Genomic DNA, 15,264 nt, shown 5'->3' on the forward strand with positions numbered 1-15,264 from the left:
TTAATTCGAGGCTGTTGTTTTGAATTTCAATTTGTCTAAACCTCTTTGTACATCTTCATTTTGCATAAACAATTTCCACAATAATCCAGAGCGATAATTCTCTATCATTGGTGTAATTGTTCCTTGATCTATCGCCAAATATTTCGTAATCACTCGATCATTTTTTACATCAACCGCATCATACGGACCTGCTACTCCAATCAAGCTTTTGTTTTGTTTTTCGTAAATAAACTTCAAGAAATCCATAGATTCTTTCGGTGCATATGGGAAAGACGATAACGCAGCTGTAGGCGTAATTACATTATTGTCATTTAATGGAGAGTGTGCTGTATAACCTTCTGTTCCATCTCGATTGAAGGTATAACTTGCCGTTAATCCCCACATATTTTTTTTGTACTTCTTGAAACTTTCCGTTTTTTGTTGATTGTAGATGTAATGAATCTTTGCTTGATTTTTCACTACTTTTCCATAATCAATACCAATTCCATCTATTAAATTGTTCGGATTAAGTCCAATAAATGAATATTGTGCCCAAAATAAAGGTCCAACATTTTTATTAGCTCCGTTATGCTTTACAATCAATGGAACTCCGTATGCAGAATCATTTGATTTTATATCACCATTTCTCGTCCAACCATTGTAATAAACTTCTGAATTGATAGAATGTTTTGGAGAAGCCGCAGCAATAACATACGTAATCATGGTTTCATCAAATCCTTTTAAAGGAAAATTGATTTTCCATTCGTAATTTGGAGACCAATGCCAGTACAACACATTTTCTCCTCGTGTATAAAAATTGAAATCGATTTCTTTCCAAAGTTGATCAGCTAATTGCGAAATCTCTATTTCTTTCTCATTTTTAGAATCTTTGAAATACTCTTTCAAACAAATTAAACCCTGAGCAAGAAATGCAGTTTCTACCAAATCACCTCCGTTATCGTATGTACTAAAAGCTTTTACTTTTCCTGTTTCGCCATTTAACCAATGTGGCCAAGCTCCATGAAAACGATTTGCATTTTGTAAAAATTTCAATCCTGTTAAAATTCGTTCAGTTGCTTCTTTTCTTGGAATAAATTCGCGATCAATACCAACAATTAAACTCATTAATCCAAATCCTGTTCCTCCTGTTGTAATGATATTTGAATCATTTTCTGGATAAAAACCATCAGGATGAAAACGTTCACGAGCTAATTTTGAATGAGGTTCAGCGTAATCCCAAAAATATTGAATCGTCTGTTTTTGAACTTTATCTAACAGCTTATTTTCTTGTTTTGTTTGAGCAAAAGCACTTGCGCCACATAAAAAAGCGCAAGTAACTATTGTTTTATTTAATTTAATCATTACCAACCTGGGTTTTGAGTCATTGTTGGAGTTTGAATAATTTGTCCATTTGGAATTGGGAACAATTCATGTTTTCCAGTAACGAAAGTTTTACCATTTTTCGCCATCATCTCTTTTGCTTGACCAGTACGAACTAAATCAAACCAACGATCATGCTCAAATGCTAACTCCAAACGTCTTTCATTCCAAATTTTTAATCGTAATTGATCTTTAGACATACTTGCTATTGGAGCTAATTTTACACGTGTTCTAACACGATTAAGAGGTGTTAAAGCATCTTGCCCAATTTCATTTGCTGCTTCAGCTTGAATTAATAAAACTTCAGAAAAACGAATTACACGAATGTTTTTGTCTCCATCCGCAGAACCAAGATTCGCACTTGAATACGCTTTTTCGTTATACATCGGGTTTTCTACAGAAGTTGGAACTAAACGACCGTCATATAAAGTTTCACCTCTAAAAATGATTGTTGCATCACGACGAATAGCATCTCCTTCAGCATTAAAAGCATCTAATAAATTTTGAGAAGGAACATTGAATCCCCATCCCCAACCTCCAGTACCACGAGCTCCTTGAGTTTCTGAATATTGTTGAACGCCATGCGCAACAGCATCTCCACGAGCTTGGATTTCAAATAAAGACTCTTTACCATTCTCAGTTTCTTTTCTCCAAATTGTTGCGTAATCACTTTCTAAATCATAAATACCAGAATTAACAACGGTTGTAGCCATATCGTACGCTTGTTGATTTTTTCCTTGGTATAAATATACCTTTGCCAATAAAGCTTGAGCAGCTCCTTTTGTTGCACGTCCTAAATCTTTTGCAGCATATTCATTTTTAGTAGGAAGTTTTGATATTGCATCTAATAAATCTGCTTCAATGTATGCATAAACTTCTGCTTTTGGTTTACGTACTGAATAAGACGCCGGAACATCTAACTCCTGTATCACAGTATCTCCAAACATACGAACCAAATAGAAATAAGAAACAGCTCTCAAAAATTTTGCTTCCCCAATTAATCTATTTTTTTCTGCATCTGTGATTGATGATTCTGTCGTATATTTTATAGAATATGACGCTCTACCAATTGTTTTATAAAAACGTTTCCACATAGCTTCGATAGAACCAGTTGTAGAACTATGTAATAATTCGTCTAAATCTCTTTTATCTCCACCATTATCTGTAGAGGAACTTCCTTTATCTGCATTATCAGAAATCATTTCAGTAACTCCTAACCAAGAGAATGCATAATCCCAATCTGTAAACATTCCGTAAATACCATTCACATATTTTTCTGGAGATTGAGAAGCTTGATCATCAATAGCTATATTTTCTTGAGAATCTACATTCAAAAAATCACTTGTACATGAACTTAATGTTCCGATTGAAAGAATAGAAGCTAATGTTACTATTTTAAATATATTTTTTTTCATTTTTTTAAAATTTTCTAGATTAGAATTCTACGTTTAATCCAACTAAAAATGTTCTAACATTTGGATATGCAGAGAAATCCATACCTGTCGTTCCATAAGGACTTCCATCATAACGTTTTCCTTTTACATTATCTAAAGTTAATTCCGGTGTAAATCCTGAATACTTCGTAATCATGAATACATTTTGTGCACTAACATATAATCTTAGGTTTCTGATAAAATCAATTTTATCTCTAAAATTATATCCTATTGTCATGTTACTTAATTTGAAATAATTACCTTTTTCTAAATAGTAAGAAGAAGCAACTTGATCACGCTCCGCTCCTGGATGAGAATTTGTACTACCAGCTCCTGTCCAACGATCGTTAAACATATCAACTGTTATATTTTCCCCTCCTAAACGTGTATTTTTGATACCATTGTAAATCTTGTTACCTCCAGCTCCGTAACCGCTAATCGTTAAATCGAAATTTTTATATTCTAAACTAACATTGATTCCGTAGTTATATTTTGGAATATATGATCCCATGAATTTTTTATCACGATCATCAATAACTCCATCTCCATTTTGGTCTTTGTAGCGTAAATGTCCTGGACGAGCACTTGATAAATGAGCATTGCTATTTATTTCATCTTGTGTTTGCCAAACACCTTCTACTTCATATAACCAGAAAGAACCAAGTGGTTGACCAGCTTCTAAACGTTTTGCAATTTGTCCATTTCCTAAAGAACCTCCTGTCATTCCAGAATATCCTTCTTTCACAGACTTCACTTCATTTTCATTGTAGTTAAAGTTACCACCTATCGAATATCTAAATCCTCCAGCTGTTTCATTACGATAATTCAAAGCAATTTCAAAACCTTGATTTACTACTTTTGCAGCATGGTCATAAAAATCTTTTTCATAAGGAGACGATCCTATTTGTTTAATATTTAAGATGGCATTTTTCGTGGTCTTGTTGTAGTAATCTAAACTTCCTGATAATTTACCTTTCAATAACTCGAAATCTAGACCAGCACTCCATTCATCTACAATTTCCCATGAAATATCATAAGCTGGAGATCCGATATAAGCTCCATAAATTAAATCTTGACCTGGTCCAAAAACATAATTCGCATTATCACTACCTGTTGAAGTAGAAATTGTTGTATAATTGTATGGCACATCTGCATTACCTAAGCGTCCCCAACCTCCGCGAAGTTTTAAGAAAGAAATTACATTACTATCTTTTAAGAACTCTTCGTTAGAAATATTCCAAGCAGCAGAAACTGATGGGAAAGTTCCCCAATATTTTTCGTTTTGTTTAAATTGACTTGAGCCATCTCTACGAATAATTCCAGAAACGTAGTATTTATTTGCGTAATTATATTGTAAACGCGCAAAATAAGAAGCATAAGCAATTGGAGTGTAATTATTTTGATCCATTGCAGCCTTGTATTGTCCAGAAGCATGATGAGCTGACCAATATTGTTCTTTATCAGGAACATCATATACTGTGATATCTGAATATTGACCAATACCCATTTTTTCAGCAGAAACTCCCGCAACAACATTGAACGAATGATCTCCAAATTTGCGATCAAATGTTACAAAATTTTCCCATGACCATCTAAATGTTTCTACATTATTTAGATTTAGAGAGTTATTCATATAAGTTGAACTTGCTGGATTTTTCGCTTTTAAATCTTCAAATTCAGCAGCAGTTCTAATTGGATTACCTGCAATCCATCTTTCTTTAATTGGATTAAATTCTCTGTATTTGTACCAATATTTTGTTCCTCCAGCACGAGAAGTTACAGTTAAACCTTTTGCTAATTTTAGTTCAGCTTCAATATTTCCTTGAAGCGTAGTAGAATTAGCTTTTTGATTATCATAGAATAAAGTAGACATTGGATTACCATGAGAGTTCAAATTACTTGTCACCTCTCCTGGTTTTGCAACGTATGTTACTTCTCCTGTAGTTGTATTAAAAATAGGTAAACCCCATCTTCCGTTATCATATTTTACAGGAACTAATGGTGACTGACGGTAAGCTGTATCAAATGCTCCATATGGTTTAGGAACTTCTCTAGAAAATGTAGCGCTAACGTTTTGTTTAATCTTTAAAACTCCATCAAACAATTTGTAATCGTTGTTACTACGAACAGTTGTTCTTTTGAAGTTATTTCCTTCTAAAATTCCTTTCTCTTCGAAATTATTAATACTGAACATGTAATTAATATTTTCTCCAGCACCAGCCAACGAAACATTATTACTAACTAACTGTCCTGTGGTTAACATTTCATCAAACCAATTCGTGTTATATTGTTGATTTGTAGAAATCAAAGAACCTCCTGTTGCTTTTCTTTGCTCGTTAAAATAAGTTATGTACTGATTAGCATCAGCCATATCTACCATATTCATAGTATTTCTTACTCCAATATATGAATCATAGTTAACTCTTATCTTTCCTGTTTTACCACGTTTAGTTGTTACAACAACAACACCGTTTGCACCACGAACTCCATAAATAGCTGAAGATCCTGCATCTTTTAAAACATCAATTTTTTCAATGTCATTTGGATTAATATTATTAATATTTGGAACAATTAACCCATCCACAACATACAAAGGAGCTTTACCTCCCAAAGCTGTACCCATTCCACGAACCAAAACAGTTGGTGTACCTCCTGGAGTATCCGTATTAATAATATTAACACCAGCTAATTTACCCTGCAAAGACTGCATGGCAGTTGTACTTGCAATTTGCGTAATGTCTTTAGCATTAGCTGATGAAACAGCTGATGTAAGATCTGATTTCTTAACAGTACCATATCCAACCACAACGGCTTGATCTAGTATAATAGAATCACTTTCAAAAGGATCTCCTATCTGTATAGAATCGTTAGTAACTTGGGCATTTACACAGAAAGACCCGAGAATAAATAATGGAAGAAAATATTTTTTCATTCTATTTCAATAAATGGTTATTTCAAAAATAGAATGTTTTAACACTTGATTAACAAGTAATAATTTTAGTTAGAATAATTTTCTAAAAAAATAAAATATATAATACTAAATACCAAATAATTATAAATCATTACATTTACAACATGATGTAGTTATGATGTAATTTATTTTCCGATATTTAAAAATTAATCATATACTTATTTAGGTTTATTTCAGAAGGAATTTGCATTTTTTTGCGTAATCTATATCGTTGTAGTTCTACTGATCGATAATTAAGGTGCATTAAAGGAGCAATCTCTTTGGTTGATAAATTCATTCGAAGGAATACACACAGTTTTAAGTCTTTCGCAGTTAAATTAGAATACTTGTCAGCTAATCTCTTAATAAAATCTTGGTGAATTTCCTGAATATTTAATTCGAAATTTTGCCATTCATTTCTGTTGTAACTATATTCCGAAAACGTTTTCTCAAATTTCTTTTTTAACTTTTTATTGATTTCATTCATTTCCAATTGAGAAAACAATTGATTAATTTCTAGGATCATAGCACGTTGATTAGCTAATTTCAAAGCTTGTCCTGCCAATTCTGTAGATTTTGTTTGTAAAGAAGTTTCTAAATGTTGTTTTTCTTTATGATGATTCAATTCTTTCAACTCTTGTTGATGTTTCATTTCCATCAAATTCAATTCATATTCAAATTGCTTTTGTTTAATTCTGAAACTTTGTTTCAACTTCATTCTGTTATACTTATAAATAGCCAAAATCGATCCAACAATTAATAAAATATAAAATAATATCATCAAATTTGATAAATACCAAATCTTTTTAACCCGAAAATCAAAATGATTCAACTCAACAAAATTTCCATCTTTTAAAGCATAAATTGACAATTGATATGAACCACTTTCTAATTGTTTATAATTAATTATTGGCTGATTAAGTGGTTGAATTTTAGAGTTATTTAATTGATAATATAATTGATAATTCGCAAAATCATCATTCAAAATTGAAACATAAAAATCTATATAATTATTTGAATACTCTATATTAGGTTCATTATTCAAAACCGTTTGATTGATTTTTGCTTTAATTTTAATCTTTGGTAATTCACGACGTATAGATTTTAAATCATATTTCAATAATCCGTTTTCGAGGTTAATATATAAAAACTGATCGTTGATTTTAGCCGTTAAATTGTCATCAACCAATTTTCCATCATACAATTTTTTTGGAATTAAATAATGAATCAATTTATTCTGTTCCACTTTAGAATAATACAGAATATTATCCGCTTCAACTAAATAACGATTCTCCTTTAAATAACGAATTCGATTAATATTCTTTAATTTTGAATCTAAATTCTCATCAGAAAATAAATTTTTATTTATATCATAACGGACTAAATGTTGATCGTCAATCAGTACAAAAACCTTGTTATCTTCGAGAATAGTTTGCGGATTAACTAATTTTTTATGTTGGTAAAATATCTCCTTACCTGTTCTATTTTTAAGATCAAATAAATATAAACCACCATTTTTTCCAGTTCCTAAAATTTTATTTTCGACAATAACAAAATCAATAATAGGAATAGTTAAACTAGAAACTTTAGTAGATTCTTTATGAGAACCTTGTATATATTCATTGATTCCCGTAAAAGATGATTGATATAATTTATTTCCATTTTTGATCAATTTAAAACCTCCATTTGTAGAAGAAATCTTATTCAATAGTCCTGAATAAATGTAAGTTCCCCAACTATCCGAAACATAAATTGTATTATCAATATTTGTTATATTCCAAATTAAACCTTTTTCGAGAACTGAATTTGTTTGGTTTGAAGTATTTGAATAATTATAAAATCCATGATTTGTTCCCAGCAAAATATTATCCTTATAAAAGTCGAACGAAAAAACATTTCCTAAATGACCATTGTAATCATATAAAAGTTGAGTTTTGTTTTTCAATTCTATTTTCGAAATACCTTTGTCCGTTCCAAGCCAAGCATTTCCTTTAGAATCTATTCTTATATTTTGGATTGTATTACTGATTAACCCAGAGTTTTGATTGTAATTTTTGTAAGAATTAGTTTTTAAATCATATACATAAATCCCATTATTTGATGTTCCAATGATTAATTTATCTTCTAATCGAATCATTTTTAACACTAAATAATTCTTTAGCATTTTATTGAATTCCACATTGAACTCTTGTAAACCAGCTGTTTTGTTGTACTTGAAAATTCCTTCTGTTAATGTACCAACTAAATAATCATTATCATATTTTTCTATTCCATGAATTACAATTGATTTACCTTTTTCAATTTCAAATAACGGCTCAAAATGTCCATTATTAAATTCGAAAATACCTTTAGAAATAGTCGCTACTAACATTTTACCTTTCACCAGATAAACGTAAGAAGAAAGCGCAGGTAATTTGTATCGTTTAACTGTTTTACCATCAAATTGAAAAAGATAATTGAACGATTGAAAATAAATAGAACGATTATGATAAAATATTTTCCAGATTTCTTCTTGTTCTAATCCTTCAAAACTTTTGAATTTATCTGAAATTGAAATGTAAACTTTCTTTCCTTCAATCGTTTTCCAATATCCAAAATTATTTAATGCACCTGAATACAATACATTATTCATTGTAAAAACAGAACGTATAATTGTTAAGCTATTTGGCGAATATTTTTCCCAAAAATTACCGTCATATTCTAAGATATTTCTATTGTTCGCAAAATATACTTTTCCTTGCTTGTTATTTTCTGTAATATCCCAAATAGGCGATTCGCCCAAATATTCGCTTTTAGAATAATTCGAAATAATTGGCGCAAACGATTGAGATTTGCTATAAGTGGAAACAAGTAAAAATAGAATAAATAAGCTTCTCATTGTGCAATAAAAAAGACCGTAAAAACGGTCTTTAAAAATAGATTATATTTTTGAATTATCTTATTTAAATTCTACATCAAAAACTTCTGCAAAATGTTTTTTTGTAAACGCTTTCACTTCGTTCATATCTACCTGATATCCAAGTTCTCTTTCCAATGAAGCAACAGCTTTATCGTGAATTCCGCATGGAACTATGTATTCAAAATAACGCAAATCTGTATTCACATTTAGTGCAAAACCATGCATTGTTACCCAACGTGAAGCCTTAACACCCATTGCACAAATTTTTCGAGCAAAAGGTCGACCAACATCCAACCAAACACCAGTTTCTCCTTGAGAACGCTCACCTTTTAGTCCATATTCGGCAATAGTTTTGATAATCACTTCTTCCAAATTGCGCATATACAAATGAATATCTGGCTTGAAATTATCCAAATCAATAATAGGATAACCAACTAATTGTTGCGGTCCATGATAGGTAATATCTCCACCACGATTCGTTTTCACAAAAGTTGCATTTATTTCATTTAATTTATCACTCGAAGCCAACATATTTTCTAAATGTCCACTTTTTCCAAGTGTATAAACATGCGCATGTTCTACAAAAAGTAGATGATTTCTAGTATTTTTAAAATCTGAACTTCCCTCCTTATCTTGCGCTCTATTATATTGTTTTACAGCTATATTTTCTGCTAAAAGACTTTCTTGATAATCCCAAATCTCTTGGTAATCTCTGTTAATTCCTAAATCTTGGAATTCGACAATTTGTTTCATTTCACAATGTGTTTCGAATGTCAAATTTACGAAACTAAGAACTTAATAAGTAATTTTGACTGATTTATTCTTAACAGAAATAATATCGTTAAATGTAAAATTTAGTTTGATCGTTTTTTGATCAAAAGAAAGGTTAGCATCTTCATTTGTACTACTTACTATTTTTTTTGGTGCATGAATGATCAATTGATAATTAAACATCTTATTGAACATCATATTATCCTCCATTCTCCTATCAAATTTACTTGTTAGGCTTTTAATTAATTTTTCATATTCATTTTTATTGAATACAATTTCAAAACTGTTCGTGTTTATATTTTTCTGATTATTTAAATAATTCGTGTTAAACGGATTATCAATCGCGATAAATAAATTAAACAAAAAATCATTCAATTCTTTACTTTCCTTATTTATCGAAGTTGGTTTCGAAATTAATACTGATGAATAAGTTAACTCATTAAAATCTACAAACACTTTGTGGTGTTTAAACTTCTCGAATGCTAACTTATTTTCCTCAAAATAATTGATTGCATTACTTCTTTTATCTTTCAAAAAATCTTCGTCATCTGTCATTATTTTGAATAGAGTTTCTATTGTTAAACCTTTTTTCAAATCTTCGACAACTTGTTTTTTTTCATCCAAAAGCGCATTATAACCTGACTCATCTTGAATAAATGATTTTAGGTCGTTGCCATTTAAAGAATAATTATAATCAATTTTCCCATCCTCTTTTATGACATATTCTTCTTTTATTGTACACGATTGCAATCCTAAAACCATTAAACCAACTACTAATATTCTTTTCATTTAGCTAAATTTTGATTGTAAAAATACTCGAAATTATTTTTTATAATCTCACTAAAAATAATGGTTTTGAGCATACATTAACGATTGAATAAAAATCTTTATCTTTGGAATTCTAAGAAATCGGTAAACAAAATAATCAAATAAAAATGAAGAAATTATTCGTTAAAGGATCTATTTTAATGGCTTTGTTTGCAAACTTTAGTGTTTTTGCACAACAAGGTGGTGGAATGTGGATTCCAACAGAATTGAATGAAAAGGAAATGAAAGACATGGGATTGAAAATCTCATCAAAAGACATTTTCAGTACTGGAGATAAAAGTATCAACAATGCAGTTGCTCACTTTGGTGGCGGTTGTACATCCGAAGTTATTTCTCCAAATGGTTTATTATTAACTAATCATCACTGTGGTTATGGAGAAATCCAAGCACATTCGTCTTTAGAAAATGATTATTTAACAGATGGTTTTTGGGCAAAAGAGTTGAAAGACGAATTACCAAACGAAGGTTTAACAGCTACTTTTATTGTAGATATTAAAGATGTAACTACTGCAATTTTAGCTGGCGTTAACGATAATATGTCGGAGGAAGATCGTAACAAAATCATCAAGAAAAATATTGAAGATTTTAATGCAAAAACTAAGACAGAATCTTACCGTTCAGTATTTATCAAACCTTTTTACAAAGGAAATAAATATTACCAATTTACGACAGAAACATACAAAGATGTTCGTTTAGTTGGTGCGCCACCTTCTGCAATTGGAAAATATGGAAATGATACAGACAACTGGGTTTGGCCACGTCATACAGGAGATTTCTCGATGTTTAGAATTTATGCAGATAAAAACAACAAACCTGCACATTATTCACCAAACAATGTTCCGTACAAACCAAAACATTTCTTACCTATTAATATTTCGGGAATTAGCGAGAATGATTTCACGTTTGTATATGGTTTCCCAGGTACGACGGACGAATATTTACCAGCTTCTTCTATCCAGCAAATAAAAGATGTAATTGATCCTGCGCGTATCAATGTGCGTACAATTGCGTTATCTCATATCGATAAAAAAATGCGTGAAGACGATGCAACTCGTATCGCTTATGCATCTAAACAAGCGCGTATTTCGAATGCACATAAAAAATGGATTGGTGAAGTTTTAGGATTAAACCGTTCGAAAGCTGTAGAAAAACGTCAACAATACGAGCAAGAATTTATGAATCGTATTGCAAAAAATCCTAAATTAAAAGGTGAATATTCGAATATTATTTCAGAATTAAATCAAGTTAATAAAGCAAATCAAGATTATAATTTAGCGTACACAATGTATTCTGAAACATTTTTCTCAAATTCAGAAACATTCAGAATGGCGTTAACATTGAACAATATTTTGAATTCGGTTGGACAAAAAAATTACGCAGAAACAAAAGCTAAAGCGTTGAATACAGTTGCGTCTATGCACAAGGATTATAATCCAGAATTGGATAAAACAATTTCTTCTGATTTAGCAGATAATTATTTCAAAGTTGTTCCTCAAAATTTATTACCAACTACAACAGCTGCAAATATCAAAACAGCTTTAGGAAATTCGGTAATCAACGGAACGAAAAAAATTAATGGTCAATCTGTTTTAGGAAATATCAAAACTTTGGCTGAAAATGATGCTGAGTTTATCAAAGCCTTAAAAGAAGATGCTTTAATTGCTCAAATTCGTTTAATTTTAGATGCAAATCAAACGAAAGTAACGCCTACATATTTAGCGAATCAAGATAAAATCAACAAGTTGATGCGTACATATATGAAAGCGCAAATGGATGTATTTACAGACAAGAAAATCTTCCCAGATGCAAATTCAACTTTACGTGTAACTTACGGAAAAGTTGATGGTTACCAACCTCGCGATGCGGTTTATTACGAACCTGTAACGCACATGGAAGGTGTAATGGAAAAATATATTCCAGGTGATTATGAGTATGATTTACCAAAACAAATGTTAAGTTTATATGACAAAAAAGATTACGGAAAATACGCGGATAAAAATGGTAAATTGCCTGTAAACTTTATTGCAACAAACCATACAACTGGTGGTAATTCTGGTTCTCCAGCATTGAATGCAAAAGGAGAATTAATCGGATTGAATTTTGACCGTGTTTGGGAAGGAACAATGTCAGATTTAAATTATGATCCAGAGATTTGTCGTAATATTATGGTGGACTCTCGTTACATTTTGTGGGTAGTTGACAAGTATGCTAATGCACAACGTTTGATTGATGAAATGACCATCGTTGACGAAAACAAAAATGCAAAGAAAAAATAATATTTTTCACTATATTCTGAAAACCACGTTTTTATAACGTGGTTTTTTTATTGAAATATACGTAAGATTCAAATAAAATCTTAAGAAATAAAACTATATTTATACAACTTATCTAAAAAATTGTCAAAATAAAACACTCATAATTATGGAAGTCATAAGAAAATGGCCTTTTTATTTAAAACTAACTTGCACTTTATTGTCAATCATTTGTTTAACATTTATTTCAATAATAGGTAAAGGAATTTTAGTTCCATTAATATTAGGCTTCTTAATTTCAATATTATTAGCACCTGTTTGTGCATTTTTTGAAAGATATTTACGCATTCCGCGTGCTATTTCGAGTATCATTACCACCTTGCTTTTCGCTGCATTTATCTTAGGAATTTTCTATTTGATTGCTATACAAATGGCGGAAATAGCAAATGAATGGCCTACATTTCAGAAACAAATCATAGAAGCTTTTATGAATTTACAAGATTGGATTCATCATACATTTGGTATTAATTCGCATGCGCAAATGGAATATTTGACAAAGAATGTCAAAACCACTATCGAAACGAGTACAATTGTAATCGAAAAAGTAATTTCGATTGTTTCATCGATGGCTGTTACAGTTTTGTTCACCTTTTTATACATTGTTTTCTTGTTGATTTATCGTCGTCATTTGGTAAAATTCTTATATTACGCATTCAATTCAAATACACACGACCAGGTTTATAATGTCATTACATCTATTCAAAAAATGGTCAAACAATATTTGATTGGCTTGTTTTTACAAATGTTAGTCGTATCAATTTTATCCTTTATTGCATTTTCTATTCTTGGACTTAAATACAAATTTGTTTTAGCTATTTTAACTGGTGTTCTAAATGTAGTTCCATATGTAGGAATTGTTATTTCGTTAATTATAACGCTAATAATCACATTTGCTACAATGTCAGCTTCAAAATTGTTCTTTGTTATAATTGCATTTATTGCAATTCATGCAATTGATGGAAATGTAGTGATGCCAAAAATTGTAGGTTCTAAAGTAAAAATCAATTCTTTGATTGTGATTATTGGATTAGTAATTGGAGAAATGACGTGGGGAATTATGGGCATGCTTTTATCAATTCCAATACTTGCATTGATGAAAATTGTTTTTGATAATGTGACTGAATTAAAACCTTGGGGTTATCTTTTGGGTGATGAAGATTCAACAGAAATTGATGATGATTTAAATACATTTTTAGCCAAAAAGAAAGCGAAACGTCTGAAGAAAAAAGCTAAGAAACAGGACGAACAAATTGATTAACACACTATCTGTTTTACATAATTAATAAAATTATAAACAGTATAAAATGAAAAAGTCTATAACGAATTGTTATAGACTTTTTTATATATTTTATTTAATCAATTTTAATTACATCAAATATTTCTAATAAAAATATTACTAAGAATATAAATGCAAGTCCAAATAAAGTAGCTGAGTTTTCAGCTTTGCTTCTATTTGTTCCATCTAATTTTTTGTATGATTTTAGTCCAAAATACAAACAAATTACAAATATTAAAAATGAACAAATCTCTGTATTAATATACATTTAATTCTTAATCAAATATTTCTTTTCTAAGTAATAATATAATTTTAAGAATAATAGAGAGAAAACCACTCCTATTAACGATCCAAAAAATACATCTCCCGTAAAATGTACTCCAACATAAACTCTACTGTAAGCAACTATTAACGCCCAAACAATTAAGACATACAATAACCATTTGTAATAGCGTCTTAGCAGTATTCCAATAAAAATTGCAATCGCCATATGATTAGATGCATGCGCCGAAGTAAAACCATATTTACCTCTACCCTCGCAATCTATCGGGCGAAATAATCCTTGAATCAATTCGGTGTAACATGGACGAAAACGTTGAAAAGAATTTTTCAGGATATTTGTAAATTGATCTGCACATGTTATCATCAGAGCAATACAAACTCCAGCTAATAAGGTTTTTTTCCAACCAAGTTTTACATAAAGTAAGATGAGAAAGATGACATACAGCGGAATCCATGTTTTTTTATCGGTTACGAATAACCAAAACCAATCCCATTTTTCGTTCCCTAAATTATTGAAATACAAAAATATTTGTACGTCCCAATCAAAATAATCTTGTATCATTATCTACTTACTGATCCACCTAAACCTAATGCTTCGTCTACAGATTTTGGTTCTACAACAACCGCAGGTTCTTCCACAATTGGCTCAACCACATTTTCTATAACAGGTTCTGTTGTTTCTTGCACATCCAATTCCAAATCCTGTACAGGATCTACAGCTTTCATAGTTGGTGCATCATCTTTTAACGCTGCATTTACTGTATTGTCTTGATGAATAGCTTGATGCATTTCATCTACTGGATTACGGACTTCGTCAAATGATTTCTGAAAATCTTCCATTGGATTAATTTTCGCAAAAGAATCTTTGACTTCGTTCATTGGATTTAACTCTTTTATGGTATTCTGAATCTCTTTTGTAGGATCAACATCCTGAACAGGATTCATAATCTCTTGCTTGATATCTTCAGATGCTTCTTTTAATTTGCGCACAGCAGTTCCCAAACCACGAGCAATTTCTGGAATTTTATCTGGTCCAAAAATCACTACAGCAACCACCATAATAATCACGACTTCCTGGAAGTCTAAAAACGCTGGGTATATTACTAAACTATTCACTAAACAAATGTATAAAATCTAAATTTAGTAGAAGAAAA

At 30.6% G+C, this 15,264-nt stretch carries 10 protein-coding genes; 2 read left to right on the top strand and 8 right to left on the bottom strand.

The window, feature by feature from the left end:
* The 6 genes from ACTS9J_RS10325 to ACTS9J_RS10350 form a co-directional block, all read right to left on the bottom strand.
* Positions 1-1,341, bottom strand: coding sequence for a glucoamylase family protein (locus tag ACTS9J_RS10325; protein WP_221855170.1), 1,341 nt, complete (start codon positions 1,339-1,341; stop codon positions 1-3).
* A complete protein-coding gene (locus ACTS9J_RS10330) occupies positions 1,341-2,774 on the bottom strand; it encodes a RagB/SusD family nutrient uptake outer membrane protein (RefSeq protein WP_448353197.1) in 1,434 nt (477 codons plus the stop codon). The genes ACTS9J_RS10325 and ACTS9J_RS10330 overlap by 1 nt, the downstream gene beginning before the upstream one ends.
* Positions 2,775-2,793: 19 nt before the next feature.
* Positions 2,794-5,724, bottom strand: a complete 2,931-nt coding sequence (locus tag ACTS9J_RS10335; protein WP_291046557.1) for a SusC/RagA family TonB-linked outer membrane protein — start codon at positions 5,722-5,724, stop codon at positions 2,794-2,796.
* A gap of 178 nt (positions 5,725-5,902) precedes the next feature.
* Positions 5,903-8,620: a helix-turn-helix and ligand-binding sensor domain-containing protein gene (locus tag ACTS9J_RS10340; RefSeq protein ID WP_291069938.1), complete on the bottom strand. Its 2,718-nt coding sequence runs from the start codon at positions 8,618-8,620 to the stop codon at positions 5,903-5,905.
* Between the two features lie 60 nt (positions 8,621-8,680).
* Positions 8,681-9,394, bottom strand: coding sequence for a lipoyl(octanoyl) transferase LipB (gene lipB, locus ACTS9J_RS10345; RefSeq protein ID WP_291063248.1), 714 nt, complete (start codon positions 9,392-9,394; stop codon positions 8,681-8,683).
* 42 nt (positions 9,395-9,436) lie between these two features.
* Positions 9,437-10,201: a hypothetical protein gene (locus tag ACTS9J_RS10350; RefSeq protein ID WP_291090955.1), complete on the bottom strand. Its 765-nt coding sequence runs from the start codon at positions 10,199-10,201 to the stop codon at positions 9,437-9,439.
* Positions 10,202-10,347: 146 nt separating this feature from the next.
* Here ACTS9J_RS10350 and ACTS9J_RS10355 point away from each other — a divergent pair, with 146 nt between their 5' ends.
* The gene (locus ACTS9J_RS10355; protein ID WP_291090957.1) at positions 10,348-12,516 is read left to right on the top strand and encodes a S46 family peptidase; all 2,169 of its coding nucleotides are present in this window, start codon (positions 10,348-10,350) and stop codon (positions 12,514-12,516) included.
* Between the two features lie 145 nt (positions 12,517-12,661).
* Positions 12,662-13,810: an AI-2E family transporter gene (locus ACTS9J_RS10360; protein WP_291090959.1), complete on the top strand. Its 1,149-nt coding sequence runs from the start codon at positions 12,662-12,664 to the stop codon at positions 13,808-13,810.
* Positions 13,811-14,096: 286 nt separating this feature from the next.
* On the opposite strand, the gene ACTS9J_RS10365 is transcribed toward ACTS9J_RS10360, so the two are convergent.
* Complete coding sequence (locus ACTS9J_RS10365) at positions 14,097-14,672, bottom strand: phosphatase PAP2 family protein (protein ID WP_448353198.1); 576 nt, start codon at positions 14,670-14,672, stop codon at positions 14,097-14,099.
* Entirely contained in the window at positions 14,672-15,226 is a 555-nt protein-coding gene (locus tag ACTS9J_RS10370; protein WP_236688155.1) for a twin-arginine translocase TatA/TatE family subunit, read from the bottom strand. Before ACTS9J_RS10370 ends, ACTS9J_RS10365 begins: the two co-directional genes overlap by 1 nt.
* Positions 15,227-15,264: the final 38 nt, after the last annotated feature.

The organism is Empedobacter sp. ULE_I140 (assembly GCF_053482575.1).

Bases quoted from the DNA above. Each gene is read 5' to 3' on its own strand.
- lipB (WP_291063248.1), bottom strand. From the start codon at position 9,394: ATGAAACAAATTGTCGAATTCCAAGATTTAGGAATTAACAGAGATTAC.
- ACTS9J_RS10340 (WP_291069938.1), bottom strand. From the start codon at position 8,620: ATGAGAAGCTTATTTATTCTATTTTTACTTGTTTCCACTTATAGCAAA.
- ACTS9J_RS10325 (WP_221855170.1), bottom strand. From the start codon at position 1,341: ATGATTAAATTAAATAAAACAATAGTTACTTGCGCTTTTTTATGTGGC.
- ACTS9J_RS10350 (WP_291090955.1), bottom strand. From the start codon at position 10,201: ATGAAAAGAATATTAGTAGTTGGTTTAATGGTTTTAGGATTGCAATCG.
- ACTS9J_RS10330 (WP_448353197.1), bottom strand. From the start codon at position 2,774: ATGAAAAAAAATATATTTAAAATAGTAACATTAGCTTCTATTCTTTCA.
- ACTS9J_RS10360 (WP_291090959.1), top strand. From the start codon at position 12,662: ATGGAAGTCATAAGAAAATGGCCTTTTTATTTAAAACTAACTTGCACT.
- ACTS9J_RS10355 (WP_291090957.1), top strand. From the start codon at position 10,348: ATGAAGAAATTATTCGTTAAAGGATCTATTTTAATGGCTTTGTTTGCA.
- ACTS9J_RS10335 (WP_291046557.1), bottom strand. From the start codon at position 5,724: ATGAAAAAATATTTTCTTCCATTATTTATTCTCGGGTCTTTCTGTGTA.
- ACTS9J_RS10365 (WP_448353198.1), bottom strand. From the start codon at position 14,672: ATGATACAAGATTATTTTGATTGGGACGTACAAATATTTTTGTATTTC.